Source organism: Metasolibacillus sp. (genome assembly GCF_025291715.1).
GTDB lineage: Bacteria > Bacillota > Bacilli > Bacillales_A > Planococcaceae > Metasolibacillus > Metasolibacillus louembei.
The window spans coordinates 1-25,026 of the sequence record NZ_JAMBIZ010000015.1; the positions used below are offsets into that span (position 1 = coordinate 1).

General features: G+C 39.2%; 23 protein-coding genes and 1 other annotated feature. Of the genes, 8 read left to right on the forward strand and 15 right to left on the reverse strand.

The features are described 5' to 3' along the window. Positions 1-759, reverse strand: a 759-nt coding sequence (locus M3Z76_RS10925) for a transposase (RefSeq protein WP_295656338.1), incomplete at its 3' end; no start/stop codon positions are given. Positions 760-984: 225 nt separating this feature from the next. Then, the gene (locus M3Z76_RS10930) at positions 985-1,932 is read right to left on the reverse strand and encodes a nuclease-related domain-containing protein (RefSeq protein WP_293926753.1); all 948 of its coding nucleotides are present in this window, start codon (positions 1,930-1,932) and stop codon (positions 985-987) included. A gap of 70 nt (positions 1,933-2,002) precedes the next feature. Between M3Z76_RS10930 and M3Z76_RS10935 the strand changes: the two genes are divergently transcribed. Next, the gene (locus M3Z76_RS10935; protein ID WP_293926751.1) at positions 2,003-2,563 is read left to right on the forward strand and encodes an AAA family ATPase; all 561 of its coding nucleotides are present in this window, start codon (positions 2,003-2,005) and stop codon (positions 2,561-2,563) included. Here the strand turns inward: M3Z76_RS10935 and M3Z76_RS10940 are convergent. Genes M3Z76_RS10940 through M3Z76_RS10950 form a run of 3 tightly spaced genes read right to left on the reverse strand, consistent with a single transcriptional unit; the run spans position 2,555 to position 5,364 of the window. Then, positions 2,555-3,349: an ABC transporter ATP-binding protein gene (locus M3Z76_RS10940; RefSeq protein WP_293926749.1), complete on the reverse strand. Its 795-nt coding sequence runs from the start codon at positions 3,347-3,349 to the stop codon at positions 2,555-2,557. The genes M3Z76_RS10935 and M3Z76_RS10940 overlap by 9 nt on opposite strands. Further along, the gene (locus M3Z76_RS10945; protein ID WP_293926746.1) at positions 3,342-4,346 is read right to left on the reverse strand and encodes an ABC transporter permease; all 1,005 of its coding nucleotides are present in this window, start codon (positions 4,344-4,346) and stop codon (positions 3,342-3,344) included. Before M3Z76_RS10945 ends, M3Z76_RS10940 begins: the two co-directional genes overlap by 8 nt. Positions 4,347-4,368: 22 nt before the next feature. Continuing rightward, positions 4,369-5,364, reverse strand: a complete 996-nt coding sequence (locus M3Z76_RS10950; RefSeq protein ID WP_293926743.1) for an ABC transporter substrate-binding protein — start codon at positions 5,362-5,364, stop codon at positions 4,369-4,371. 280 nt (positions 5,365-5,644) lie between these two features. Between M3Z76_RS10950 and M3Z76_RS10955 the strand changes: the two genes are divergently transcribed. The 6 genes from M3Z76_RS10955 (at position 5,645) to trpA (ending at position 11,682) form a co-directional block, all read left to right on the forward strand. Further along, complete coding sequence (locus M3Z76_RS10955; protein ID WP_293926740.1) at positions 5,645-6,130, forward strand: QueT transporter family protein; 486 nt, start codon at positions 5,645-5,647, stop codon at positions 6,128-6,130. A gap of 161 nt (positions 6,131-6,291) precedes the next feature. Beyond that, positions 6,292-6,499: a binding site (T-box leader), on the forward strand. Positions 6,500-6,556: 57 nt separating this feature from the next. Continuing rightward, positions 6,557-7,330: a metal ABC transporter ATP-binding protein gene (locus M3Z76_RS10960; RefSeq protein WP_293926739.1), complete on the forward strand. Its 774-nt coding sequence runs from the start codon at positions 6,557-6,559 to the stop codon at positions 7,328-7,330. A gap of 5 nt (positions 7,331-7,335) precedes the next feature. Beyond that, positions 7,336-8,364, forward strand: coding sequence for an anthranilate phosphoribosyltransferase (trpD, locus tag M3Z76_RS10965; protein ID WP_293926737.1), 1,029 nt, complete (start codon positions 7,336-7,338; stop codon positions 8,362-8,364). Continuing rightward, positions 8,361-9,734, forward strand: a complete 1,374-nt coding sequence (trpCF, locus tag M3Z76_RS10970) for a bifunctional indole-3-glycerol-phosphate synthase TrpC/phosphoribosylanthranilate isomerase TrpF (protein WP_293926735.1) — start codon at positions 8,361-8,363, stop codon at positions 9,732-9,734. Before trpD ends, trpCF begins: the two co-directional genes overlap by 4 nt. Beyond that, a complete protein-coding gene (gene trpB, locus M3Z76_RS10975) occupies positions 9,734-10,921 on the forward strand; it encodes a tryptophan synthase subunit beta (RefSeq protein WP_293926733.1) in 1,188 nt (395 codons plus the stop codon). The genes trpCF and trpB overlap by 1 nt, the downstream gene beginning before the upstream one ends. Further along, a complete protein-coding gene (gene trpA / locus M3Z76_RS10980) occupies positions 10,918-11,682 on the forward strand; it encodes a tryptophan synthase subunit alpha (protein WP_293926731.1) in 765 nt (254 codons plus the stop codon). Before trpB ends, trpA begins: the two co-directional genes overlap by 4 nt. Positions 11,683-11,730: 48 nt before the next feature. Here trpA and M3Z76_RS10985 read toward each other — a convergent pair whose 3' ends face one another. Both M3Z76_RS10985 and M3Z76_RS10990 read right to left on the reverse strand, forming a co-directional pair. Then, positions 11,731-12,657: an L-threonine 3-dehydrogenase gene (locus M3Z76_RS10985; protein WP_293926729.1), complete on the reverse strand. Its 927-nt coding sequence runs from the start codon at positions 12,655-12,657 to the stop codon at positions 11,731-11,733. Positions 12,658-12,887: 230 nt separating this feature from the next. After that, on the reverse strand, positions 12,888-13,679 hold the full coding sequence (locus M3Z76_RS10990) for a carbon-nitrogen family hydrolase (RefSeq protein WP_293926728.1): 792 nt from the start codon (positions 13,677-13,679) through the stop codon (positions 12,888-12,890). Positions 13,680-13,757: 78 nt separating this feature from the next. Here M3Z76_RS10990 and M3Z76_RS10995 point away from each other — a divergent pair, with 78 nt between their 5' ends. Further along, a complete protein-coding gene (locus M3Z76_RS10995) occupies positions 13,758-14,921 on the forward strand; it encodes a pyridoxal phosphate-dependent aminotransferase (protein WP_293926726.1) in 1,164 nt (387 codons plus the stop codon). 637 nt (positions 14,922-15,558) lie between these two features. Here the strand turns inward: M3Z76_RS10995 and M3Z76_RS11000 are convergent. The 8 genes from M3Z76_RS11000 to ybaK all read right to left on the reverse strand — a co-directional run bounded on the left by M3Z76_RS11000 (position 15,559) and on the right by ybaK (position 24,984). Beyond that, complete coding sequence (locus M3Z76_RS11000) at positions 15,559-17,304, reverse strand: polysaccharide deacetylase family protein (protein WP_293926724.1); 1,746 nt, start codon at positions 17,302-17,304, stop codon at positions 15,559-15,561. Beyond that, positions 17,297-19,150: a glycosyltransferase gene (locus M3Z76_RS11005; RefSeq protein WP_293926722.1), complete on the reverse strand. Its 1,854-nt coding sequence runs from the start codon at positions 19,148-19,150 to the stop codon at positions 17,297-17,299. Before M3Z76_RS11005 ends, M3Z76_RS11000 begins: the two co-directional genes overlap by 8 nt. Further along, complete coding sequence (locus M3Z76_RS11010; protein ID WP_293926720.1) at positions 19,150-20,580, reverse strand: polysaccharide deacetylase family protein; 1,431 nt, start codon at positions 20,578-20,580, stop codon at positions 19,150-19,152. The genes M3Z76_RS11005 and M3Z76_RS11010 overlap by 1 nt, the downstream gene beginning before the upstream one ends. Before the next feature lie 12 nt (positions 20,581-20,592). Continuing rightward, positions 20,593-21,897 (reverse strand): nucleotide sugar dehydrogenase, encoded by a 1,305-nt coding sequence (locus M3Z76_RS11015; protein ID WP_293926718.1) that lies wholly within the window; start codon positions 21,895-21,897, stop codon positions 20,593-20,595. A 361-nt stretch (positions 21,898-22,258) separates the two neighbouring features. Continuing rightward, positions 22,259-22,522 carry a hypothetical protein gene (locus M3Z76_RS11020; protein WP_293926715.1) on the reverse strand — a complete coding sequence of 88 codons (264 nt, stop codon included), beginning with the start codon at positions 22,520-22,522 and terminating at the stop codon, positions 22,259-22,261. A gap of 105 nt (positions 22,523-22,627) precedes the next feature. Beyond that, complete coding sequence (locus M3Z76_RS11025) at positions 22,628-23,818, reverse strand: glycine C-acetyltransferase (RefSeq protein WP_293926712.1); 1,191 nt, start codon at positions 23,816-23,818, stop codon at positions 22,628-22,630. 29 nt (positions 23,819-23,847) lie between these two features. After that, positions 23,848-24,474: a YczE/YyaS/YitT family protein gene (locus M3Z76_RS11030; protein ID WP_293926709.1), complete on the reverse strand. Its 627-nt coding sequence runs from the start codon at positions 24,472-24,474 to the stop codon at positions 23,848-23,850. A 24-nt stretch (positions 24,475-24,498) separates the two neighbouring features. Further along, positions 24,499-24,984 carry a Cys-tRNA(Pro) deacylase gene (ybaK, locus tag M3Z76_RS11035; protein WP_293926707.1) on the reverse strand — a complete coding sequence of 162 codons (486 nt, stop codon included), beginning with the start codon at positions 24,982-24,984 and terminating at the stop codon, positions 24,499-24,501. Positions 24,985-25,026: the final 42 nt, after the last annotated feature.

The following is a 25,026-nucleotide window of genomic DNA, read 5'->3' on the forward strand; positions in this document are numbered from 1 at the left end:
ATCAGCTGTTTTATGTCCAACGCGCGCATCTGGATCATTTGAATAGCTAAGCTGTTCTGTATAATCTTCTACTACTTCCTTTAACACATTTAACTTTTCTTTCACGGCAGGAATCTCGGCAATTTGTGGTTCCGCTTCAATTACAGTAATCACTTGACGGCAATAATCCAATTCTTTTTCGATTTCGTTAGAAGTCATTTTCGGTGGAAACTTTTCTTTCATGGATTCATCTATTTGGTAGACAGCTTTTCGAACATTTTTCGCTTTCTCTTGTAAAAATTCTTTCGGTGATTTTTGATTATAACGGGCTTTAGTATGTGTGGCATCCACGATAACGGATTTACTTTTAATGATTTCTTTTTCGAGTGCAATCTCAACTGTTTTCCCAATGAGCATATCTAATAAACCCTCATCTGGAAGACGGAGCTTACGGAATTTTGTTAGAGAGCTTGGATCAATCACAGTCTCTTCTGGTGCCATATCAAGGAAATATTTAAACGACATGTCATATTTCGAACGTTCTACAACATCTACATCTGATAAATCAAAGATAGATTTAAGTAATAGATATTTGAACATGCGAATGGGCGGCACTGCATTGCGACCGTTATCAAGGCAATATTTCGTTTTCAATTCTTCCAAAATAAACGTAAAGTCTACAAGGTCATTAATTTGGCGAAGCATATTATCTTTTGGCACAACAAGATTGTATATGGCCATGAACGGGCTAAGGTTGAGCGATTGTTGGTTTGAAATCATTTAAATACCACCTACATACAGTTAAGTTAATATGTTTATTATAAAGTAAAAGGGCAGTTGAAAGTTCGATTAAATCGAACTTTCAACTGCCTAATTTAAATATTGGACTTTTTCAGTGCCCTCCCCGCTGGTACGGGGGTTTTTTGCTTTATTCCATGTTTTTTTGGTTTTATTCCATATTTTCAGAAGTTTATTCCACGTTTTTTGAGATTTATTCCATGTTTTTCAGAGTTTATTCCACGTTATTTTATTAGGAATCATATACTCTCTTTTTTTGCGTTCTCCAATCCTCTCTAAATTAAGCTGAGCTAATAAATTCCCTGCCACTTTCACATCCCGTATACCAAAAAACTGCCGAAATTCACTATTTGTAATCTTGTCACTCACTAATATTTTATAATCACGTAAACCTTTTAAAATTGCATCATTTACACGCATTTCACAGCATGGACATTGAAAGGTTTTGCCACGCCAATGTTGCATACGGACAGCAGGCTGACAATTTGGACATAATGCACCCATTATTGTGTTTGGTGGAATAATTGATCTGATAAACAGCTTTCTTTCATAGCTTGCTAGCAGTTGTTCCTTTAAGTAACTTAATTGATTGCTTGTAATTATAGGAGGATATTTTTCAAAAAGCTGTTGTAGCTTTGTACGTAAGCCAGTCACGTGGAAAATCAAATATTGAGGTGGCGTTGTAGCAATGTGTGATGAGGGAGTCGTCACAACGATAGCTGGAATTACAGGGAGCTCAACTCCCCATTGTAATAGGAGTGTTTCCATCAGTAGGCGATGGCGTTCAACCTGATCGATTGGATTTCGGTAAACATTTTGCGTACCATCATTTTTAGTGCGGATAAATTGATGTGTCTGTTCTTCAAAATCGAGCCGCCCAACAATATGCTTTACTTCAATTAATAAAATAAAGGAGCGACAAATAAACAAAGTGTCAATTTGATGCGTAAAATTCGCTTTGTTTGTTAGTTGATAATCATGAAAAAGATAATGCTCCTGCTTTAAAAATATATCAGCCCATTCACGGTCTACTCGAAGCTCTCCTATGTATCCCGCATTCACGCTCTGATATTGCTCATAAAAGTCTGCATTTCTTTGCAGCAATGTCTCTAAAAATAGCAATTGTTCTGGCATTTTTCTACACATAACAATCATTAGCATTTCCCCTTTTTTAGACAATATTATATAATATTCCCCAGGAAATTTCTTTATTGGAGATGAAAAAATGAAGCGTCTACTTATTATGACGGTTGGTAAAACACATAGTGGAAAAAGCTCGTTTGCTAAAGCATTGGAAAACAAATTAATGAATTCTTTTGTTATGGATCAAGATAACCATGCTGAATTTTTAAATACGTATTACGAAAAATTGCTTCCTAAAACAAGTACAAATACATTAAAAAATGGTCTTTCTAAATACATTCTGGAGTATGCCATTGAACAAACGAGCCTACATATTATTGTGTGCAATGCAAATCGTGATAAAAATAGCCGCATGCAGCTATTTAACGAATTCTTCACAGAAGAAAAGTTCATTCGCATTTTAGTACATTTTGATTTGTCAGAGGAAGTACTTTTACAAAGAGTAAAGACAAGCAACCGAAGCACCAATATATTCAGGGAAAGTTATTCAAGCTTTCAGCAAGTACTGAATCAACAGCAAAAAGCCCCATCAGAAAATATCTCATCTAATGAGGCAGATTATTTATTTGTTATTAAAGATAATGCGGAAAACGATTTAGTCATTGAACAAATTATAGAAATTGCGCAATCTATATCACCCTAACAACGCGCGGTCAGAGTTCATTTTTTCGCCACGAATGCGCTCAAATTCTGCCATCAAATCAGGAATGGTCAAACCTGGTTTTGTTTCTTCATCGATTTGTAAAATGATTTGGCCTTTGTCCATCATAATAAGGCGATTACCTAAATCTAAAGCTTGCTGCATATTGTGTGTCACCATTAATGTTGTTAAATTATCCGCTTCAACCAATTCTTTAGTTAGGCGTGTAATCAGCTCTGCACGCGATGGGTCAAGTGCTGCTGTATGCTCATCTAGCAAAAGAATCGCCGGCTTAGTAAATGTCGCCATTAATAGCGATAATGCCTGACGTTCGCCACCTGATAATAATCCTACTTTCGCATTCAGGCGGTTTTCTAAATTTAAATGTAGTCGTTCAAGCGATGTACGGAAGAAATCACGGCGCTCACGGTCTACACCACGGCGCAAAGAACGCTTTGCATTACGTGAATAAGCAATCGCTAAGTTTTCTTCAATTGTCATTGATGGTGCTGTACCTGCCATTGGGTCTTGGAATACGCGGCCCAAATATTGTGAGCGCTTATATTCAGGCAAACGTGTAACATCAGTACCATCAATTGCGACAACACCATAATCTGGTGTTAATGCGCCTGAAATCATGTTCATCATTGTTGATTTACCTGCGCCATTACTCCCGATAATTGTCACGAAATCACCTGACGCTAAGTGCAAATTGATATCATTTAAGGCAACCTTTTCATCAGGTGTCCCTTCATTAAAAATCTTATTAATTTGTTGTAATTTAAGCAAGTGGCTGACCTCCCCGCTCTGCTAAGCGTTTTGCCTTGCTTTTTTGCTGCTTGCGTTTATTTACTATTTGTGGAATAACTAGAGCTAAAATGACAATGACCGCTGTAATTAATTTCATATCTCCTGTGTCTAACCAATCGATGCGTAGTGCAATCGCGTAAATAATACGATAAATAATTGCCCCTACAACAACAGCTAATGTTGTACGGAAAATCGTTTTCGTACCAAAAATGGCTTCCCCAATAATAACGGAAGCTAAGCCAATGACAATCATTCCGATACCTAGCCCGATATCTGCATATTTTGCATATTGGGCGATTAAAGCACCTGAAAATGCAACAAGTGCATTAGAAATACCAAGCCCTAAAATAATGAGGCGGTCTGTATTGGCAGAGAAGCTACGAATCATGCGCTTATTATCACCTGTTGCACGAATCGCAAGCCCTACCTCTGTTTTTAAGAACCAATCGACAATCAGTTTAATAATAATCGTAATAATAATGACAACTAATAAAATGCCCCATGTTGCTGGTAGTGGTGCGATGCCTATGCTTGCTAGCATGTTATTTAATGCATCATCGATTCCCAAATTACTCCAAAATGCATAAAACTTCGTAAAAATCGTTTCTTCGTTCAATAATGGGATGTTGGAGCGACCAATTGTATTGTCAGCTGTTAATCCCATAATGCGCAAATTGATTGACCATAAGGCAATCATCATTAAAATCCCTGAAAGCAATGGATTTATTTTTCCCTTGGTGTGTAATAAGCCTGTCATGCATCCTGCAATAAATCCTGCAACAATTGCCACTAACGTCGCGAGTATTGGATGATAGCCGAGCACAATCATCATCGCTGCTGTCGCCGCACCTGTTACAAAGCTTCCATCAACCGTTAAATCTGGAAAGTCTAACACTCGGAATGTTAAATACACCCCGAGTGCCATAATTGCATAGATGATTCCTTGCTCCACCGAGCCAAATAATGCTGTAAACATGCTGAATCATCTCCTAGAAAAATTATTTCACTTCCGCATTCCAAGTATCTTTAATTTCAAGACCTAATGCATCTGCTACACTTTTATTGATTGCTAATTTTAAATTTGCAGGGTATGCTGCTGGTACTTCACTTGGTGATTTGCCATCTTGTAAAATTTGAATCGCCATTTGCCCTGCTTCATAGCCGATATCATAATATTCAAAGCCATATGCACCTAAACCACCACGTGCTACTGAATCAAGTTCTCCTACCATTGTTGGTAGGCTGTTCACTTTCGCTACATCGATAACAGATTCTAAAGCTGAAACAACTGTATTATCTGTAACAATATAAAGCGCATCTACTTTACCTACTAATGATTCTGTCGCTTGCTTCACCTCAGCAGATGTCGCTACTGATGCCTCTACTAATTCTAAACCTTCATTGGCTAATGCTTGCTTCACCTGTGCAATTTGTGCAACAGAGTTTTGCTCACCAGAGTTATATACTGTCCCAACTTTTTTCGCACCTAGTTCATTTTTCATAAATGCTACTGTGTTAGCAATTGTATCTGGATGTAAATCAATCGTACCTGTAACATTGCCACCAGGCTCCTCCATGGAATGGATTAACTGTGCATCAATCGCGTCTGTTACAGAGGTAAAGACGATTGGAATATCGGATGTTGCACTTTTTGCTGCTTGTGCAGACGGTGTGGAGTTTGCAAAAATTAAATCAACTTGATCCCCTACTAGCTTTTGAGCGATTGACATATTGGCATTATTGTCACCGTTTGCTGTCTGATAAATAAATTCTGCCTCAATACCTGCATCGGCAAATGCAGCCTGAAACCCTTTATATGCTGCATCAAGCGATGGATGCTCAACGATTTGTGTGACCCCAATTTTATATTTTTTTGTATCTTGTGATGTTTCTTTGTCCTCTGTACCTGTAGATGACCCATTGTTTGAGCCAGTCCCACATGCCGCTAGTAACAAAACGACGGCTACTAGTAAAAATGCTAATTTGTTTTTCATTTTCAATAAATCCCCCTGCTTCATTTGAATAAAGTGATAATTATCGTAATATTACATGGGGTATTCTATATAGTCAATACGATTTACACAAATATTCTTACAATTTTTCGCTTTAAACCGCTAAACTAAAGTTTTTTTAGAATTATGAATTTTTTTCGACAAATAGCTGATCAAAAAATTTTTATTGCTATCTTATAAAAATTTACCTATAATATTTATTTGTGCTTATGCACCGTGGTTCGTAACCATCCCACGTGAACAAAACTAGGAGGAATTGAATATGAAGGTCAAATTTTTAGCTACGAGCGCTATTATTGCGGCACTGTATATCGCAGTGACAATGCTTGTTGCACCAATTAGCTTTGGACAAGTACAGTTTCGCATTGCGGAGATGTTTAACCATTTAGTTGCATTTAATCCACGTTATATCGTAGGTGTGACGCTTGGTGTACTTATTTCCAATTTTTTATTATCATCTGTTGGACCGCTCGATTTAATTTTCGGTGTAGGTCATACAATTATCACATTAGGCATTTTTATTTTTATTTGTAAATTTGTCAAAAATATTTGGGCACGTTTGATTATCAATACATTTTTATTTACATTTACAATGTTTATTATTGCGTACCAATTAAATTTAGTGTTAGAGCTACCATTTTGGGAAACATGGCTCTTCGTGGCGGCAGGCGAATTTACTGTATTAGCAGTGAGCGCACCAATTATGTATGCATTGAACAAACGACTTGACTTTAAAAATTTAATATAGAATTTTTCAACTGAATGCTTAAAGCATTCAGTTTTTTTAATCAGAATTAATTGACTTTTCTGTACATACCTTTTACAATGACACTACATCTTTGTTCGGGTATGGTAGCAGGTTGCGGGAGCGCGACCACCAAGAGACGAGATGAGTAGAGTTTGAGCTGAGAAAAATTGATGACTAAGAATAGTAGCTATTGTTTTATGTGAGAGAGAGTGCATGTTGGGTGGAAATGCACCATAAACAGTAGTGAATGGGCCTTAGGAGAGCTGTCGGCTTTTTTGTCGATGGACGGATTCCCTACGTTATAAGGGCATGAGTGGAAGCAAATAGGCTTCAAGCTGAGGTGGCAACGCGGTATTTATCGTCCTCTACAAAAGGAACAATTCCTTTTGTAGAGGACTTTTTTTATTTTAAAAGGAGGAAAATGAAATGCAAAAAACTTCACGTACGACGATTCGCAAAGTAAATGGAGATTGTTTAACGCCAATTGTACTTTTTAATAGACTGCAAGGAACGCAAAAGTTTTTATTGGAAAGCGCCACAAAGCATGAAACAACTGGGCGCTACTCCTTTATTGGAGCAAACCCACGCAAGACATATAAAGGCAAAGGAGATACGCTACAGGAAATTAGCCATGTCACATATAGCCATCATGGCGACTTAATTCAATCGCTCAAGCAAATGATGCCACGTATTTCACAGCATACAGAATACCCTTTTATGGGTGGGGCAATCGGCTATATCCATGAAGATGAGATACTGTTTCAAGTATATGATACGGTCATTATTTTTGATCATATAACTGACGAGCTTGCTATCGTGCATACAAATATTGAAATCGAGCAGCAAACACCTAATTTAGATGCACTAATTGAGCAATTGATGAATGGAACTACAGCAGACGCTCAGAACAAGGCTTTTGCGGATTACCGCAAATTCCGATTAGAGCAAAGAGCTGCCTATTTATATTATGTAGAATTTGCGAATAGCACGCTTATTGGCTCTTCAGCAAGTAGCACAATTAAGGTAAAAGATGGAGTGATTACAACAGCAATTCCAACGGTAAACGAATGGGCACAGAATGGGCAGCTCCCCCCTTCTGCCCATTCAATCGACGCATTAGCAGAAGCGGTAAAAAGCGTGCCAGCAATGTTAGGCTATATCGGTTTTAATGGACAAATTGATTTTACGGTGGAGGGATAAGTCATATGTCATTACAACAATACACGGCGCAAATTAATCATCATGAAAGCTTACCACTTAAAGAAATGAAGGCGGCAGCAGCGCTTGTTTTCAATGAGACAACTCCTGCTCAAGATATCGCTGACTTTTTAATTGGCTTAAGCAAGAAAGGGGAAACGGCGGAAGAGGTAGCAGGTCTTGCAATCATTATGCGTGATAATGCACTGAAAATTGATGTACCAGAAGGAATTTATATGGATAACTGTGGCACAGGCGGTGATGGTCTACAAAGCTTTAATATTAGCACAACGACCGCTTTTGTCCTCGCTGGTGGGGGCTTGCTTGTTGCCAAGCATGGCAATCGCAAAATATCGAGCGCTGCTGGCAGTTCTGACGTTTTAGAGGCATTGCAAATTCGCCTGCTCCCTTCTGTTGAGGAAACTTCCGAATTACTTGAGCAGCATGGCATCGCTTTTTTACATGCACCTAATATGCATCCGAAATTAAAGCGTATCGGTGAAATCCGTCGTTCTATTGGCAAACCAACAATTTTTAATTTAGTTGGGCCTTTGACGAATCCTGTCCCTCTAAAGACGCAATTTGTCGGCATCAATCGTCCGCATTTTACGACAGATTATGCACAGGTTTTGCATATGCTAGGTCGAGAGCGAGCAATTGTTGTTTCGGGCACACAAGGAATGGACGAAGCTTCACTAGAGGGAGAAAACACGCTTGCATTGCTTGACCGAGGTGATATTATCCCATTTAAATTACGCGCTGAAGACGTTGGTTTACGTACCATGCCCTTATCAACAATTCGCGGTGGAGATGCACGGGAAAATGCAAAAATTTTGCTCGATTTATTAAATGGTCAGCAAAGTGCTTACTTAGATACTGTATTACTTAATGCCGGCATCGGCTTCTTTGCATATGGCTCCGCACTATCAATTAAAGAAGGTATTGAAATGGCTAGGGATAGCATTTTTTCAGGTCGTGCTTTAGAAAAGCTACAGGCTGTCGTTGCCTATTCACAGCACAAGGAGGGTGTCCAATGACCATTTTAACGAAAATTATTGACCATAAAAAAACAGAATTAGATAGCTTACGTGCAACAGAGCCTAATTTTATCGCAACGGCAAAGCGCCCTTCTCTTTATGAACATCTGCGTCAAACAACGACTGTACAGGTTATTGCTGAAATGAAACGTGCCTCCCCCTCAAAGGGCGATATTGCGACACATGTTGAGCCCGTTGAGCAAGCAAAGACTTATGCAGCTGCAGGTGCTGCTTGTATTTCTGTTTTGACAGAAAGTAAATTTTTCAAAGGCTCTTTCGCTGATTTAAATGCTGTGGCACGAGCTGTTGATATTCCTTTATTGTGTAAGGATTTTATCATTGATCCAGTGCAAATCGATTATGCAAAGGCTGCTGGGGCATCGGTTATTTTACTTATTGTGGCAGCTTTAACGGATGAGGAGCTTGCTTCGTTATATGCTTATGCAACGTCTTTAGGGCTTGATGTTTTAGTAGAGGTACATGATGTTGAAGAACTAGCACGCGCATTAAAAATCAACCCGAAAATTGTCGGTGTTAATAACCGCAATTTAAAAACATTTGAGGTAGACTTAGCGCAAACAGCAGAGGTAGCGCAGCATTTAACAAATAACGACATCGTCTTTATTAGTGAAAGTGGTATTTGGGTACCTGAGGATGTAGAGGTAGTAGCAAAGGCTGGTGCACGTGCTGTGCTCGTTGGCGAGTCCCTTATGCGTAGCAACGATGTAGTAGCAGATTTACAAGCATTGCAAATTCCATTAACAAAGGTCAAAATTTGTGGCTTAAAAACATCTGAGCATGTTGAAGCAGCAGTGCAAGCAGGCGCAGATTTCATCGGCTTTGTTTTCGCACCAAGCAAACGCCGCATTTCAGTGGAGGAGGCAATTGAACTTGCTAAATTGATCCCTGCTAACGTGAAAAAGGTTGGTGTATTCGTTAATGCAGATGTAGAAACAATTCGTGCTATTGCTAAGACAGTTCCACTTGATTACATTCAATATCATGGCGATGAAACGAATGACTTTATTCAGCAAGTTGGCTTACCTGCATTAAAGGCATTTTCGGTACGTGATGCAGAGGATGTAAAAAAGGCAGCAGCTTTTAATGTAGATTATTACTTATTCGATGCACCAGGCACAGATTTCCGTGGTGGTAGCGGGCATACATTCGATTGGTCTTTGGTAGAGGAAGCAAATATTCCAAACTCAAAGGTAATTGTTGCAGGTGGTTTAACGGTAGCTAATGTTGCAGAGGCCGTTCAATTTGTTCATCCCGCAGCAGTCGATGTATCAAGCGGTGTAGAACGAGATGGTATAAAAGATTCCACATTAATTCAAGCATTTATTCGTAATGCGAAAGGAGCTAAATAATGACAACTGTAAAAGGACGTTTCGGTGAATACGGTGGACAATTTGTGCCTGAAACATTGATGACTCCACTTTTGGAGCTGGAGCAAGCTTATGAGGAAGCAAAACATGACCCTGAATTTTCAGCGCAATTTCAATATTATTTGCAGCAATATGTAGGGCGTGAAACACCTCTTTATTTCGCAGAGCGCCTAACAGCTAAATGTGGTGGTGCGAAAATTTATTTAAAGCGTGAAGATTTAAATCATACAGGGGCACATAAAATTAATAACGCAATTGGGCAAGCATTGCTAGCAAAGCGTATGGGTAAAAAGAAAATCGTAGCTGAAACTGGTGCAGGGCAGCACGGTGTCGCAACAGCGACAGCCTGCGCATTGCTCGATTTAGAATGCATTGTTTATATGGGGGCAGAGGATGTGAAGCGTCAAGCATTGAACGTCTTCCGTATGGAGTTACTTGGCGCAAAAGTTGTGGCAGTTGAAAAAGGCTCTGCTACATTAAAGGATGCGGTAAATGAAGCTTTACGTCATTGGGTAACACATGTGGCGGATACGCATTATATTTTAGGCTCAGCGCTTGGACCACATCCCTTCCCTACAATTGTCCGTGATTTCCAGCGTGTCATTGGTGATGAAACACGTGCACAAATCGTGGCACAGGAAGGTCGCTTACCAGATAGCGTTATCGCTTGTATTGGTGGAGGCAGTAATGCAATTGGCATGTTTTATCCATTTGTCGAGGATGAAAATGTGCAATTAATTGGGGTTGAGGCTGCTGGTGCAGGTCTTGCAACAGGCAAGCATGCGGCAGCAATTTACGGCGCACAAAAAGGCGTGTTACATGGCGCATATATGTACTTATTGCAGGATGAAAATGGCTTTGTACAGGAGGCACACTCCATTTCAGCTGGGCTAGATTATCCAGGAGTAGGACCTGAGCATTGTTATTTAAGCGATATTGGCCGCGCACTTTATGAAAGTGTAACAGATGCTGAGGCTTTAGAAGGCGTTAAATTGCTTGCTGAAACAGAGGGCATTTTACCCGCTTTAGAAAGCGCCCATGCTATTTACTATGCTGCACAGCTTGCGAAATCGAAGGCAGCCGATGAAATCATGGTCGTTTGTTTATCAGGTCGTGGCGATAAAGATGTGCATACATTAATTGATACGATTGGAGGAACAGACGCATGATTCAAAAAACGATTGAGCAAGTTTTAGCACGTGGTGACCGTGCGTTCGTTCCATATATTATGGCTGGAGATGGCGGCTTAGAAACTTTAAAAACAACCATTTTACGCTTGCAGGCAATTGGTGTAACAGCCATTGAAGTCGGCATCCCTTTTACAGACCCTGTAGCGGATGGACCGACGATTGAGCTTGCAGGACAGCGCGCATTGCAAAATGGCACTACATTAAAATCAGTCTTAGCTACACTAACAAGCTTTGCTGAGGAAATTACTGTGCCACTTGTTGCGATGACCTATTTAAATCCTATTTTAGCGTACGGGGCAGCAACATTCGCTCGTGATGCTAAGCGTGCGGGCATCCACGGTGTCATTATCCCGGATATGCCGTTGGAGGAGCGTGACATTATTTATAGTGCACTACAGCAAGAGGAAATTGCGTTAATTCAGCTCATTTCTTTAACAAGCCCTGCGGAACGTATTGAAAAATTAGCTGCGGCGAGTGAAGGCTTTATTTATGCGGTCACAGTTAACGGCATTACAGGCGCACGCAGCAATTTTGCAAATGAGCTAGAAGCCCATTTTGCTAAATTGAAAGCGGCAAGCACTATCCCTGTATTAGCCGGCTTCGGCATTTCTACACCTGAGCACGTCAAAAAATTCGCCAGCTTTAGCGATGGCGTCATTGTTGGCAGTAAGATTGTTGATGCTCTTACAAATAATGATTGGGTAACAATTGAGGCTTTAGTTGAGGCTTCAAAAAACTAACTAACAGACAGAAAAAGCTCCGAAATCAACTTCAGAGCTTTTTCTCATTTATTTTTTCAATTTATCTAACATATCCACCGTCATTGATGCAAGATCATACTTTGCATTGAAGCCCCATTCCGCCTTTGCCGCAGAGGAATCAATCGCATTTGGCCAGCTGTCTGCAATCGATTGACGTACAGGGTCTACATCATACTCCATCGCAAAGCTTGGAATATGCTTCTTGATTTCTGCAGCAATTTGTGAAGGTTCAAAGCTCATTGCTGAAATATTGAATGCATTACGGTGCACTAATTTAGAACCGTCTGCCTCCATTAAATCAACAATTGCTTGCAATGCATCTGGCATATACATCATATCCATGTACGTGCCTTCTGCAATATAAGATGTATATTTCCCTTCTTCAATCGCCTTATAGTAAATATCAACCGCATAATCTGTTGTGCCCCCACCTGGTGGTGTCGCATAAGAAATTAAGCCTGGGAAACGAACACCGCGCGTATCTAAGCCGAATCTTGTGAAATAGTAATCACATAGCAATTCACCCGCTACTTTGTTGACACCATACATCGTTGTTGGGCGCTGTAATGTATCCTGCGGCGTATTATCTTTTGGTGTCGATGGACCAAACGCACCGATCGAGCTTGGCGTGAAAAATTGCAAATTCAGCTCACGTGATACTTCCAATGCATTCATTAAGCCACCCATGTTTAAGTTCCAAGCAAACAGAGGGTTCTTCTCTGCTGTTGCTGATAACAATGCTGCCATATGAATCATTGTGTCCGCGCCAAACTCCTTGGCAAGCTCATGCATGCGCTTACCATCTGTTACATCTAATATTTCAAATGGACCATCCTGCTGCGCTACGCGAATATCCGTCGCTAAAACAGCATCTGTTCCATAAATTGTACGTAATTTCCCCACTAACTCTGAACCAATTTGACCAAGTGCACCTGTGACAATAATTTTTTTCATTCCCGTACCCTCCTGTGGCGTTATACATTTGTACACTGTGAAAATACAATAAAACACTGATATACAGCGTTTATTTTGTCCTTTTGCTGAAATTAATTATAAAATGTTCTTTTCAAAAACACAATCATTAATTTTATTTATCGTTGAAAATACTATTAAATAGATAACTTAAAAGTTATGAGTACTTTCTACACACAAAAACAAAAAACTAGCCAGAAATTGACTTCTGGCTAGTTTTTCACTACTTCTTCATATAAATTTGGTCGGCGGTCATCGTAAACTGGTATACGTGTGCGTACTTCATCTACAATGGCAAAATCAACATCGATAATGGCAAGCTCCTCATCAGCTGCACCTGTCCACAGCACCTCGCCCCAAGGCTGGATAATCATTGATTGTCCATTGAAGTTTTCTACTTTACGCGAAATTCGGTTGACCGCAATAACAAAGCATTGGTTTTCAATTGCTCGTGCTTGCAGCAACGTTTTCCAATGGTCAATACGCGGCGTAGGCCACTGCGCTGGCACAAATAGCACTTTTGCGCCTTGCAACGCATGGGAGCGTAACCATTCTGGGAAACGAATATCGTAGCAAATGACACCCCCTGCCTCAACATCTCCTAAAGCAAAGCGGTTCATTTTATCCCCTGCCTGCAAATATAAATGCTCGTCCATTAGACGGAATAAATGCGCTTTACTATATTCGCCAACAAGCTCGCCCTCCTTATTAAATGTATACATCGTATTAAAAAATTTTTCGCCAACACGGATAGCGACTGAACCTCCAACAATATGGACAGCTAGCTCCTTCGCTAATTTACTTAAAAACGCTTGCGTACGCTCGCCGTTTTCATCTGCTAGCTCTGGCAACTTTTCAAGTGCATAGCCCGTATTCCACATTTCAGGTAAGACGATAATTTCAGCGCCACCTTGTGCAGCCTGACGAATAAATTGTTCCGCTCGTTCAAAGTTTTCATCTACTTTGCCAAAGCCGACATTTAATTGAATACATCCGATTTTCATAGCTTCACTTCCTATATAGACATTTTTTCAAAAAAGCTTTACCATATTTTTATTATATTCAGAAAACGAGGGGATTGCATGGAATTTTCAAAAAAACTACAGCAGTTACCGCCTCAATTTTTTGCTTCGCTTGTGCAAAAGGTTAACGCGGCTATCGCTGAAGGGCGCGATATCATTAATTTAGGACAAGGTAATCCTGATCAGCCAACACCTATACATACTATTGAGGCATTGCAGCAAGCTGCTGAAAACCCAGTGACGCATAAATATCCACCTTTTCGTGGCATTGCGGAGCTACGCGAGGCAGCAGCAGCGTTTTACATGCGTGAATATGGTGTATCTATCGACCCACAAACAGAGGTCGCAATCGTTGGTGGTACAAAAATCGGGCTTGTTGAACTACCACTTGCCATCATGAATCCTGGTGATTTAATGCTGCTACCTGATCCAGGCTATCCAGATTACTTATCAGGTGTAGCGCTTGCTGATGTGCAATTTGCCACAATGCCGCTACAAGCAGAGAATCATTTTTTGCCTAATTATGATTTATTAAGCGATGACATTAAAGCACGAGCAAAGCTTCTCTACCTTAACTATCCTAACAATCCAACAGGGGCGATGGCAACTTATGACTTCTTTCAGGAAACGGTTGCCTTTGCTAAAAAGCATCAAATTGCTGTTGCACATGACTTCGCCTATGGTGCTATTGGCTTTGATGGCAAAAAGCCAATTAGCTTTTTACAGATAGAGGGAGCTAAAGAGGTTGGTATTGAATTTTATACATTATCAAAAACATTTAATATGGCTGGCTGGCGTATTGGCTTTGCAGTAGGTAATGCCAAAATAATTGAGGCGATTGAATTGCTACAGGATCATTTATTTTGTAGCCTCTTCCCAGCAGTTCAGCATGCTGCGGCACATGCGCTCAATATGGAGCAAACCGTTGTTGAAGAGTTGCGTGCAACTTATGAAAACAGGCGCAATGTATTAGTTGAGGAGGCAGCAAAAATTGGCTGGCGAGTGAAGGCTCCCGCAGGCTCATTTTTTGCATGGCTTCCTGTGCCTGAAGGCTATACAAGTGAGCAATTTACCGATTTGCTATTAAATGAGGCGGATGTTGCTGTTGCCAATGGGCGAGGCTTTGGGGAATTCGGGGAAGGCTATGTGCGTGTTGGGCTTTTAGTTGAGGAGGAGCGCTTACGTGAAGCGATGCAACGCATTGCCGCACTTCATATTTTTTAAAATTAAAGACTGTTTGAAAGGAATATCTTTTCAAACAGTCTTCATCTACAAGAACTATTATTTATGTCATAGCAACAATAAATGCGTCCTAGAGAGGTTTAAAAATTTGTGCTGTGGAGGTTTTGATGTATTTGCGGGTTTCTCGTTTTATTTGCGACTTCCCTAATTTATTGGCGAGTTTCTCGATTTATTTGCGCTTTCCCCGATTTATTGGCGACTTTCTCGTTTTATTTGCGACTTCCCCAGTTTATTGGCGACTTTCTCGTTTTATTTGCGACTTCCCCGGTTTATTGGCGACTTTCTCGATTTATTTGCGACTTCCCCGGTTTATTGGCGAGTTTCTCAATTTATTTGCGACTTCCCTAATTTATTGGCGAGTTTCTCGATTTATTTGCGCTTTCCCCGATTTATTGGCGACTTTCTCGATTTATTTGCGACTTCCCCGGTTTATTGGCGAGTTTCTCAATTTATTTGCGACTTCCCTAATTTATTGGCGAGTTTCTCGATTTATTTGCGCTTTCCCCGATTTATTTGCGGCTTCTCTGATTTATTTGCGTTTTCCCCCATTTATTTGCGCATCATCTGAAAATTATTAGTTACTCCATTCAAAATGAACGATGCACATAGCTAAACACTATTAAAACGTTTCAATGAAGAAATCTACGACACCATTAAACCATGTGGAAACATTATGCTCAGCCTTTGCCATTTTAGTATATTGATTTGAGAAAAGAACTTTTCCTGCTTTATCTGTTATTTCAATGTCCTCCACCACTGTATCGTATATATCATCTGTATATTGCTCATGCGATGTATCCTTTTTAGAATAAGCTGCACCGAAACCGATTTGTGTACTTTGAATCGCCTCATTCATTGCAATTGTTGCTATAGGCTCATTATCGACTATTAATTGCAGCTCCCCTTGCCCTACCTGTAGCTCAAAATGGCGGCGGTTTTTTAAATTGCGAGGATATTCCTCCTCATCAATACGAGAGCCTTGTTGTGTATCATAATAAGAATAGACAGTCGCCTTATTAAAGGCATAATCCTCACCGCTCCACTCTATTTCCTTCAGCGGATAGCGTTGCACCTCAGCCTCTGTTTGATTCGGCTGCTTTTCTAATACAACCATCTCGTTGTCCTTCAGCATAATGCGCATATAGCTCCCATCGTCCGCCTTCACATAAAGCGATTGCTCACCAACAACATTGCCATAAAAATCGAATTCTAATTGATAAGTAGTAGGTAGCTCTTGCTTTAAAAATAATGTCGCTTGTGCAGAGGGCTCTGACGTTAAAATAAGCTGATTATCCAAAAATTCTGCTGCGCCATTTGCTAAGGTCCACTGCTTTGCATGCTTCTCGTTACCGATAGCAAAATCCACATTTTGCTTGCTCGATTGTTGAATTTTCATCATTAAATGGTTGGTTGGCCAATAGGGGGAAACTTGCAAGCGACTCAAATTATAAATATCAGCATCCGCCTCGTTATAAGCATCTAGCTCTAAATTAAAATGCATTTTGTATAGCTCTTTAATATGTTGATCATTCGCCTTTTCAACGAGTCGATCCATATTATTATACAGCGCATTTGCATGCATAATCGCATATGCTTGTGGTACTTCTCCAAGCGTCTCTGTATAAATATCACGCATTAGCCCATAGTCCCCTGCAATACGCTGTTCTAGCTCCGCTCGTGTTTCTGTCGGAATCATATACTCATCACGAATAAAATCCATTAAATAATGGTTATAGTACTCGATTGTCATTTTGTCTGGCACATCGTTTTCATCTATCATGCCTAATGACTTCCCTTCATCATTAAAAACATTAATGTATGTTAGGCGATAGCCGTTTGAGCCGAGCTCCCAATAGCCGCTGTTTTGCATGAGCTTCAAATGATTAGGCTTTAAAAATTTTGTATCTTTCGTATCCATTTTATTTGCATATGTGTACATCGTTGCGCGATAGTTGAGCTTTTCCAATATTTTTTGTGCAAAAATACTTGAATCTGTACGCCCATCCTCAAACGATAAATACAAGGCCTTTTCAGGTAAGGGCTTGCCTTGCTCATAAAAATCAATGATATCCTGCTGAGAAATCGTTGTATAGCCCTGCTTCGCCAACAATGTTAATTGCTTTTCCAATTCAGCCTTTGCTACATATTTCGGTGACTCTCCTCGGCTCACACCGAAATAAGACAGAGCGATAAAGCCATCTCCATTTGATGTAGCAAAAGCTGTATCTTCATATTTGTTAAGTAAAAAGACAGCACGTATTAAAATAAAAGCTAGAAAAACAACAATTACCGCTTGAATAATCGTTCGAATAACCTTTTTGCGCTCTTTCGATTTTTGATTTAATGCAACACCCTTTTTACTCATTTTTCTCACCTGCATTTCTAAAAGCCCATTTTTTCTTGCGACGAGCTTTTCTTTCCAATTTCTTTTCTCGCTCTAATACATCCTGTGGTGTTTCTCTCGTGCCCCATGTTGATTTCCAAAATGTGACCCAAGCAACAGGCATTTGCCATAGTAAAACAAACTCATAAAATAGCACAAAAATAAAGCCAAATGACCATAGCTTACTTCTTCTAAAATAAAGATGTGCTAAGCTCATTAGCATTGCCATTAACAATAGCCCTAACAAAAATGTTCGAGGAAAAATACTTTGCGTAATCGGCACCCATATTAAGTTATATACAACGACAATAGGTGCAGCAATTGGCACGATTAAGCCAATAATGAAGAAGAGGAACATAAACGGCTCCTTTTTCCACATAAATGTAAAAGCACGCAATGATTCTCTTAGCCATGAACGTTTCCAGCGCATCTGCTGCGATAAAAACGACTTCGTATCAGATGGTACAATCGTTGAGCATACAGCATTATCCTGATATGTCGTACGATGCGTTTTTAAAATATAGTTCGTCATGCTACGATCATCACCAAATGTTGCTGGCTGACCGAGAAATTTTTGATTGAGCCATGCTTCTTCATTTTGTAAAACAAGGTCTTTGCGATAGCAAGAAAGCGGACCAGATAAGCATGTCACTGCATCAAACCATGACTCTGCTGCCTTCATAATGCGAAATGCAATATAATATCGAACCGTTTGGAGCTTCGTTAAGGCATTTGTAAATTTGTTTTCTACCTCAGTGCGCCCTGCTACGCCACCCATTTTTTCATCTTGAAAAGGCTGCACTAAGTTGCGAATCGCGTTTGGCTCTAAAAAACTATCAGAATCAACGAACACGACTAAATCGTGCTTTGCCATATGCACACCTGCTATTAATGCCTCACGCTTGCCACCATTTTGAGGCAATTGATGCACGATTAAACGCTCCTTCGTTTTAAAGCGCTCCCCCTCTTGATGAATGAGCTCTGCTATTTCATCCGCCTTTCGCTTCGTATCATCTGTCGAACAATCGTCAACAACAATGACCTCCAATTTATCAACTGGATAATATTGATTCATACAGCTTAAAATTGTTCGCTGAATCCACTTCTCTTCATTAAATACAGGAATAATAATGGATACAGCAGGCTCATACTGTGGGTTAATGCGAACATTTCGATAAAACATGCCAAATACATAGCGACTAATTAAAAATGCGGCCGCAATTAAACTATATAAATATAAAGATTTATTAAATTTGAAATAAATAACACTTTCTGCACGCATCAGCATTACTGTTAATGTTGCAAGCAATAATACGAGGCTTGCAACAAAAATGGATAGACCCCAGCGCTTTTTTTGCATATATTGATTCAGCGACTGTAAAAATTCACAGGCATAATAATAGCGTGTTTCTCCATCTACTTCCTTTGTAAATGTACGAATAATCTTACCCTTTAGCTTAACGTTTGCCTCATAGCCCTCAGGCATTGCACCGCCAGGAATTTTAAATGCTAATGTTAAAATTTCATCACATTCAAAAACATTTGCTGTATCTGAATAAATTAAAATCCCCGTAACAGAAATGTCCTCAGAATAAAATTTTATAGCCGATTTTAATTTTGAAACCTTTACAGGGAATCTTGTAATATAGCGTAAGCTTAATGACTGTAAGCGAAACAATTCATTAACATCCGCAACATCTACCTCAGCTTGCTGATAACTAGCCCCTCTTCGGTCTATCAAGCTACGCATATTTTCCGGGTCGGGAATATTTGATAAAATACGCCGATCCGGTCGTTTAGTCATTAACACTTCCTTTTCTATTGTCATCAATCCACACCTTCTTCTGCATATTGTTCTATCCATGTCGAGAGCTTTTCAAATGTGTAGCCTTGCTGCTGTAATTGCTCAATAACTAACGGCAATGCATTCACTGTTTCCGTACCATCCAACACATGCATCACAATAATTTTCCCCGGTGCTACTCGCTCCATAATTCGGTTATAAATATCTTGTACAGTGTAGTCTGTTTTCCAGTCAAATGACGCAATATCATATAAAGCAATAGCCTTCATTCCTGTTGCTGTGACTACCTTTGCGGATTTTTCATCAATCACGCCTTGCGCTGGCCTAAAATATAATAATGGCGATTGCTGCAAGGCATATGTTAGTGCACGATGTGTTTTTACAATATCCTCTTGAAGCTCCTCAGGCGTCATTTCAGTAATATTTCGATGATAGTAGGAGTGGCTTGCAACCTCATGCCCCTCATCTAAAATAAGCTTTGCTAAATGCGGATCCTTTTCCACACCACTTCCGATTAAAAAGAATGTACTTTTAATGTCGTATTTGCGTAATATGTCTAGAATTTCCTTTGTTCTTTCCTCGCTTGCCCAATCATCAAAGGTTAAAGCAACTTCCTTTTTTGTTGTATTTTTTCGATAATAAATATATGGCTCTACATCTTCATAATTCGCGTTCATTTGAATGGCATCATAGCCTTCGATTTCCTCTAATTCATGCAATGTATACTGATCCTTTAACACTTCTGATAATGTCGTGAGCGTATAGCCTCTTTCATTCGCTTTCTCTGCTAATAACGGAATCGCCTCAATCACAGCTGGGTTAATATATGTGTTCAAATGAATGACAGCACCACTACTCCAAAAACGCTCAATATATGCTACAAGGTCCTCTGCGCTTTGCATTTTTCTATCCTGTGGATTAATCGAGTATTCTATAACCGCCTTTAACCCTAGTGTAGCGGCTGCTAAACGCATGTTTTCTGTTGCATCGCCTGAGCGGCTGCGCACATATTGTGGTGTATAGTGTAAATGCTTATCAAAAATTTCATTCGCTAAAAAGATTTCTTTATATGTTTGCTCATAATCTAGCGTTGACATATCCTGAAATGTTAAGGTACCATTTTGCACTTCATGCCCTCTTGCTATAATTTCCTGTGCAAGCTCCGGCTCTTCTGCCACACGCATTCCCTCTAAAAAGAAAGTTGCTTTTATTTTATGTTTGTCTAGTTCATCTAATATTTTCATCATTGTGTCTTCGTCTGCTAAGCCGTTAAATGTAAGTCCTATTTTTGGTTCTAGGGTGTTAGATACTCGAATTACATCGCTTAGTGTTCCATCAGATGCCTCCACTTCAATTGAAGGTTCTACTGCCTGAACAGCTCCCTCTCCATTTTTTGACTGACAACCTATTAAAAATAAAATAGGCACTATACTATAAAGTAGCCATTTCTTCATAAATAACACCCCTTACAATTTATAGTAATTTCCATTTTGGAATAAGTAGTTTGTTTGACGAGTATCGAAAATAAAATTCGCATGAATATCGATCATTTCATAATCAATATTGGAATGGTTTGTTAAAATCAAAACTCCATCTGCCTGCTGAACAAGCTCAGGTGTTAATAAAACGGTAGGTATATCTGTCATAAATGGATCAACGATTTGAATGTTGCAATTCATATTTTTAAGCAATTGAATAATAGCAAGTGCAGGTGATTCGCGTACATCATCAACATTCGGCTTATATGCCACACCAATAACGACTAGCGTTGCACCTGCTAACTGCTTGTGTAGCATATTCAAATAGTTTGCTAATCGATATACGATAAATTGTGGCATTGATGCATTCACTTTATCAGCGGTATCAATTAGTGATGTGTGCACACCATATTGTTTCCCTATCCATAGTAAGTATTTAGGATCGATTGGTATGCAATGCCCGCCAACCCCTGGTCCTGGAGTGAAACGCATAAAACCATAGGGCTTTGTAGCAGCCGCATCCACAACTTCCCATATATCAATATTCATCGCATGACATACTTTGCTTAGCTCATTAATCAAAGCAATATTCACTTGGCGGAATGTGTTTTCAAGTAGCTTCTCCATTTCGGCTACTTCCGGTGTCGAAACGCAGTGTACTTGCGTTTGCAATGCATTTTCATAAAATAGCCTTGCTAGCCATGTACAGCTTGTAGTTAATCCTCCAACGACTTTTGGTGTATTTTTTACATTAAAATGTTGATTCCCCGGATCAATACGCTCAGGAGAATAAGCGATAAAGCAATCTTCCCCCACTGTATAACTATGTTGCTCAATCATTGGGTAAATAACTTCCCTTGTCGTTCCTGGATATGTTGTGCTCTCTAAAATAAGTAATGTATCTTTCGTCATATAGCGTTGTATTTGGATAACAGCGTCTTCTATATACGAAATATTCGGACTTCCGTCGACATTTAAAGGCGTTGGTACACAAATAACAATAATATCAGCTTGCTGTAATCGCTCAAATTGATTTGTTGCTATAAATCGCTCACTCTCTAATGCTGTTGCTATATCGTTAGAGAGCATATCTGAAATATAGCTTTTTCTTTGATTCAAACTATTAATTTTATCGATGTTATTATCAAAACCAATGGTAAAAAACCCATTGTTGACAGCTTCAATTGCTAAAGGTAATCCGACATAACCGAGACCAATCACACCAACTACCGCCTGCTTCGATTGTATTTTGTCAGCAAATATAGAGTATTTACTGCCCATTTTATTATTCATAAAAATCTCCCTTCATCTCTTTTCAACTAAACATCTCTCTTTATTATTGAAATCAAAATAAGTAATATTTTTCCTTTTATAAATATATAATGAAGACTTAATTGATATATGCAATTATATTTCAAAGTATGATTTACCTGTAAATTCCAATATAAAAAGATGCACTGTTACCGAATTGAAACTTAGCATAGCTTGCAAAGGTTAAAATTAGGTTAAAAAATCACAATTTTTCTCAAAAATCCCCTAAAATAATCCTATAGTTTCAATCATTATGAAATAGGATAAAACACATGTAATCCATAATACCCAACCACTATAATATTATTCAAAAGTAATATTTACTATTGAAATAAAAATGGAGTTATACGAAAGGATGATGCTCTTTCGTATAACTCCATTCATTTTCTAGCAAATAGGTTAGCCACAGTCCGACGGATTCAGATAAAAACACCTTCTTTTGCTGTTGCATATCTGTTTGCAATAGCCCATTTTTATTAATCAATTGCTCCAGCACAAACTGTTCTGTAGGTGATAGTGGAGGCATCTGTTCAACTATTTTCTCCTGTTCACAGCCAATCAATACTAAAATTGAAAAAATCAAAAACCCTTTCATTATCCGCTTCATTTAGCCGCACCTCCTTACACATAAATATGCTTTAAGCTATATACAAAAGGCTACCAAAAAAGTAGGTAGTTTATTACCTATTTTTCCGGCAGCCTTTTGTTGCGCTTATTGAATTACACCTAATTCGCGACCTACTTTCGCATAAATCGCTAATGCCTCATCTAGCATTTCCTTTGTATGTGCTGCTGTTGGCATGTTACGCACACGACCAGTTCCTTTTGGTACTGTTGGGAAAACAATTGATTTTGCGTAAACGCCTTCTTCAAATAGGCGCTTTGAAAATTCTTGTGTTAATTTTTCATCACCGATAATACATGGTGTAATCGGTGTTTCGGATGCACCGATATTAAAGCCTAACTCCGATAAACCTTTTTTCAAGTAATCACCATTGTCCCACAGCTTATCATGTAGCTCTGTTGAATCGATAATCATTTGTACTGCACTTGTAATTGCTGCAACATCCGCTGGTGGCAATGCTGTTGAGAATAAAAATGGACGAGAACGCACTTTTAACCAGTCGATTAATTGCTTCTTCCCAGCTACATAGCCACCAACAACACCGATTGCCTTTGATAATGTACCGATTTGGAAGTCGATTTCATTTTCCAAGCCGAAATGCTTCACTGTGCCTTTTCCTTTACCTGTTACACCAGAGCCATGCGCATCATCCACATAAGTAATCAAATCAAACTCTTTTGCAATTTCAACGATTTCTGGTAGCTTAGCGATATCGCCATCCATTGAAAAGACACCGTCTGTAATAACCATAATTTTATTGTAAAGACCTGACTCTTTCGCTGCCTTCGCCTTTGCACGTAAGTCATCCATATCTGAATGGTTGTATGCGATAATTTTTGCCTTTGATAAACGGCAGCCATCAATAATAGAAGCATGGTTTAATTGATCTGATAAAATCGCATCATTTTTATCCATCACAGCTGAAATTGCTGCCATATTACAGTTAAAGCCTGATTGATAAGAAATTGCTGCCTCTGTTCCTTTGAACTCTGCTAGCTTTTCCTCTAACTTCACGTGCAAATCAAGCGTACCATTAATCGTACGTACAGCACCTGCACCTACGCCATATACATCAATTGTTTCCTTTGCAACTTTCTTTAATTCATCATTTGTTGCTAAACCTAAATAGTTATTTGATGATAAGTTAACTAAATTTTTGCCACGCACTTTAATAATCGGACCATTTGCGCCTTCTACAGGGTCGATTTCGTTATATAATCCTTGCTCATGCAACGCTTGTAAATTTTCTTGTAAAAATGTATCTAATATTTTTGACAAAGCACTTCATCCCTTCGTGTAATGTAAATCTATTTTAACATATTTGGCTCGCCAATCAATTGCGCTAGTTGTTTTCTAAAGAAAGGCAATGCCCATTGAATAATTTGTCCAGAGCCTAGTGCAAGTATAACTGTCCCTACACCAACTGGACCACCGAGCAGCCAACCAACAGCCGCTGCAAATACTTCCATAATCGTCCTTGCTAAACGCACAGAACCGCCAAACTGTTCAACAATAATCATCATAATCGTGTCGCGTGGACCTGCTCCGACATTCGCCGAAATATATAAGGCACAGCCAATGCTCATGACAAAAAATCCTGCGATAAAATAGCACAGCTCCCACATAAAAATAGATGTTGATGGTAGCAGCCAGTTAAATAAATCAATAAAAGAACCAATTAATAGCATATTTAACCATGTTGCTATTTTCGGCCATCTTCTTAAAAATAATGAGGTGCTTACAACGATGATAAGCCCTGTCAAAATAGACCATGTACCAATCGTTAAGCCAAATTGCTTAAATAAACCAATATGTAATACATCCCACGGGCTTGTTCCTAACGCTTTCCCTTTAATCGTTAAAGAAATCCCTAATGACATGACAGTTAAACCGACAAAAAAGAATGTCCACTGCCATGCAAATTTTTTCCGCATATCATTTGCCTTCTTTCTTATACTTTACATCGTCAATTCACCGTATTGTGCTTTGACAACTTCCAATAAATGCTGTGGTAGTAGCTTCATCTGCATACCAATTTTCCCTGCACTGACAATCATAAATTGTAGCTGCTGTGCTGATGCATCAATAAATGTTGGGAAAAGCTTTTTCATGCCAACTGGTGAACAGCCTCCACGAATATAGCCTGTTAAGCCTAGTAACTCCTTTACTGCAATGAGCTCGACTTTTTTCTCACCTGCTATTTTTGCTGCTGCCTTTAAGTTTAATTCCTTTGCTACAGGAATGACAAAAACATAAAATTGCCCTTTGCCATTTGTGGCAATAAGCGTCTTAAACACCGTTTCTACTCGTTGATTTGTTTTTTGCGCAACTGTCACACCATCGATTGCACCGCCTTCCTCCACCGTATATTCCAACACCTCATACGGAATCTTTTGTTGTTCAATGATGCGAACGGCATTCGTCTTAGCTGTTTTCTTTGCCATTTTACACCCTCCCTTTTAGCATATATCAATTACTCTGAGGCT

Coding starts and splice junctions, on each gene's coding strand:
- M3Z76_RS11005 (WP_293926722.1), bottom strand. CDS start 19,150: ATGACAATAGAAAAGGAAGTGTTAATGACTAAACGACCGGATCGGCGT.
- trpD (WP_293926737.1), top strand. CDS start 7,336: ATGTCATTACAACAATACACGGCGCAAATTAATCATCATGAAAGCTTA.
- M3Z76_RS10990 (WP_293926728.1), bottom strand. CDS start 13,679: ATGAAAATCGGATGTATTCAATTAAATGTCGGCTTTGGCAAAGTAGAT.
- M3Z76_RS11000 (WP_293926724.1), bottom strand. CDS start 17,304: ATGAGTAAAAAGGGTGTTGCATTAAATCAAAAATCGAAAGAGCGCAAA.
- trpCF (WP_293926735.1), top strand. CDS start 8,361: ATGACCATTTTAACGAAAATTATTGACCATAAAAAAACAGAATTAGAT.
- M3Z76_RS10930 (WP_293926753.1), bottom strand. CDS start 1,932: ATGATTGTTATGTGTAGAAAAATGCCAGAACAATTGCTATTTTTAGAG.
- M3Z76_RS10935 (WP_293926751.1), top strand. CDS start 2,003: ATGAAGCGTCTACTTATTATGACGGTTGGTAAAACACATAGTGGAAAA.
- M3Z76_RS10995 (WP_293926726.1), top strand. CDS start 13,758: ATGGAATTTTCAAAAAAACTACAGCAGTTACCGCCTCAATTTTTTGCT.
- M3Z76_RS11020 (WP_293926715.1), bottom strand. CDS start 22,522: ATGAAGCGGATAATGAAAGGGTTTTTGATTTTTTCAATTTTAGTATTG.
- M3Z76_RS11030 (WP_293926709.1), bottom strand. CDS start 24,474: ATGCGGAAAAAATTTGCATGGCAGTGGACATTCTTTTTTGTCGGTTTA.
- M3Z76_RS10960 (WP_293926739.1), top strand. CDS start 6,557: ATGCAAAAAACTTCACGTACGACGATTCGCAAAGTAAATGGAGATTGT.
- ybaK (WP_293926707.1), bottom strand. CDS start 24,984: ATGGCAAAGAAAACAGCTAAGACGAATGCCGTTCGCATCATTGAACAA.
- M3Z76_RS11010 (WP_293926720.1), bottom strand. CDS start 20,580: ATGAAGAAATGGCTACTTTATAGTATAGTGCCTATTTTATTTTTAATA.
- trpB (WP_293926733.1), top strand. CDS start 9,734: ATGACAACTGTAAAAGGACGTTTCGGTGAATACGGTGGACAATTTGTG.
- M3Z76_RS10985 (WP_293926729.1), bottom strand. CDS start 12,657: ATGAAAAAAATTATTGTCACAGGTGCACTTGGTCAAATTGGTTCAGAG.
- M3Z76_RS10945 (WP_293926746.1), bottom strand. CDS start 4,346: ATGTTTACAGCATTATTTGGCTCGGTGGAGCAAGGAATCATCTATGCA.
- M3Z76_RS11015 (WP_293926718.1), bottom strand. CDS start 21,897: ATGAATAATAAAATGGGCAGTAAATACTCTATATTTGCTGACAAAATA.
- trpA (WP_293926731.1), top strand. CDS start 10,918: ATGATTCAAAAAACGATTGAGCAAGTTTTAGCACGTGGTGACCGTGCG.
- M3Z76_RS10950 (WP_293926743.1), bottom strand. CDS start 5,364: ATGAAAAACAAATTAGCATTTTTACTAGTAGCCGTCGTTTTGTTACTA.
- M3Z76_RS10955 (WP_293926740.1), top strand. CDS start 5,645: ATGAAGGTCAAATTTTTAGCTACGAGCGCTATTATTGCGGCACTGTAT.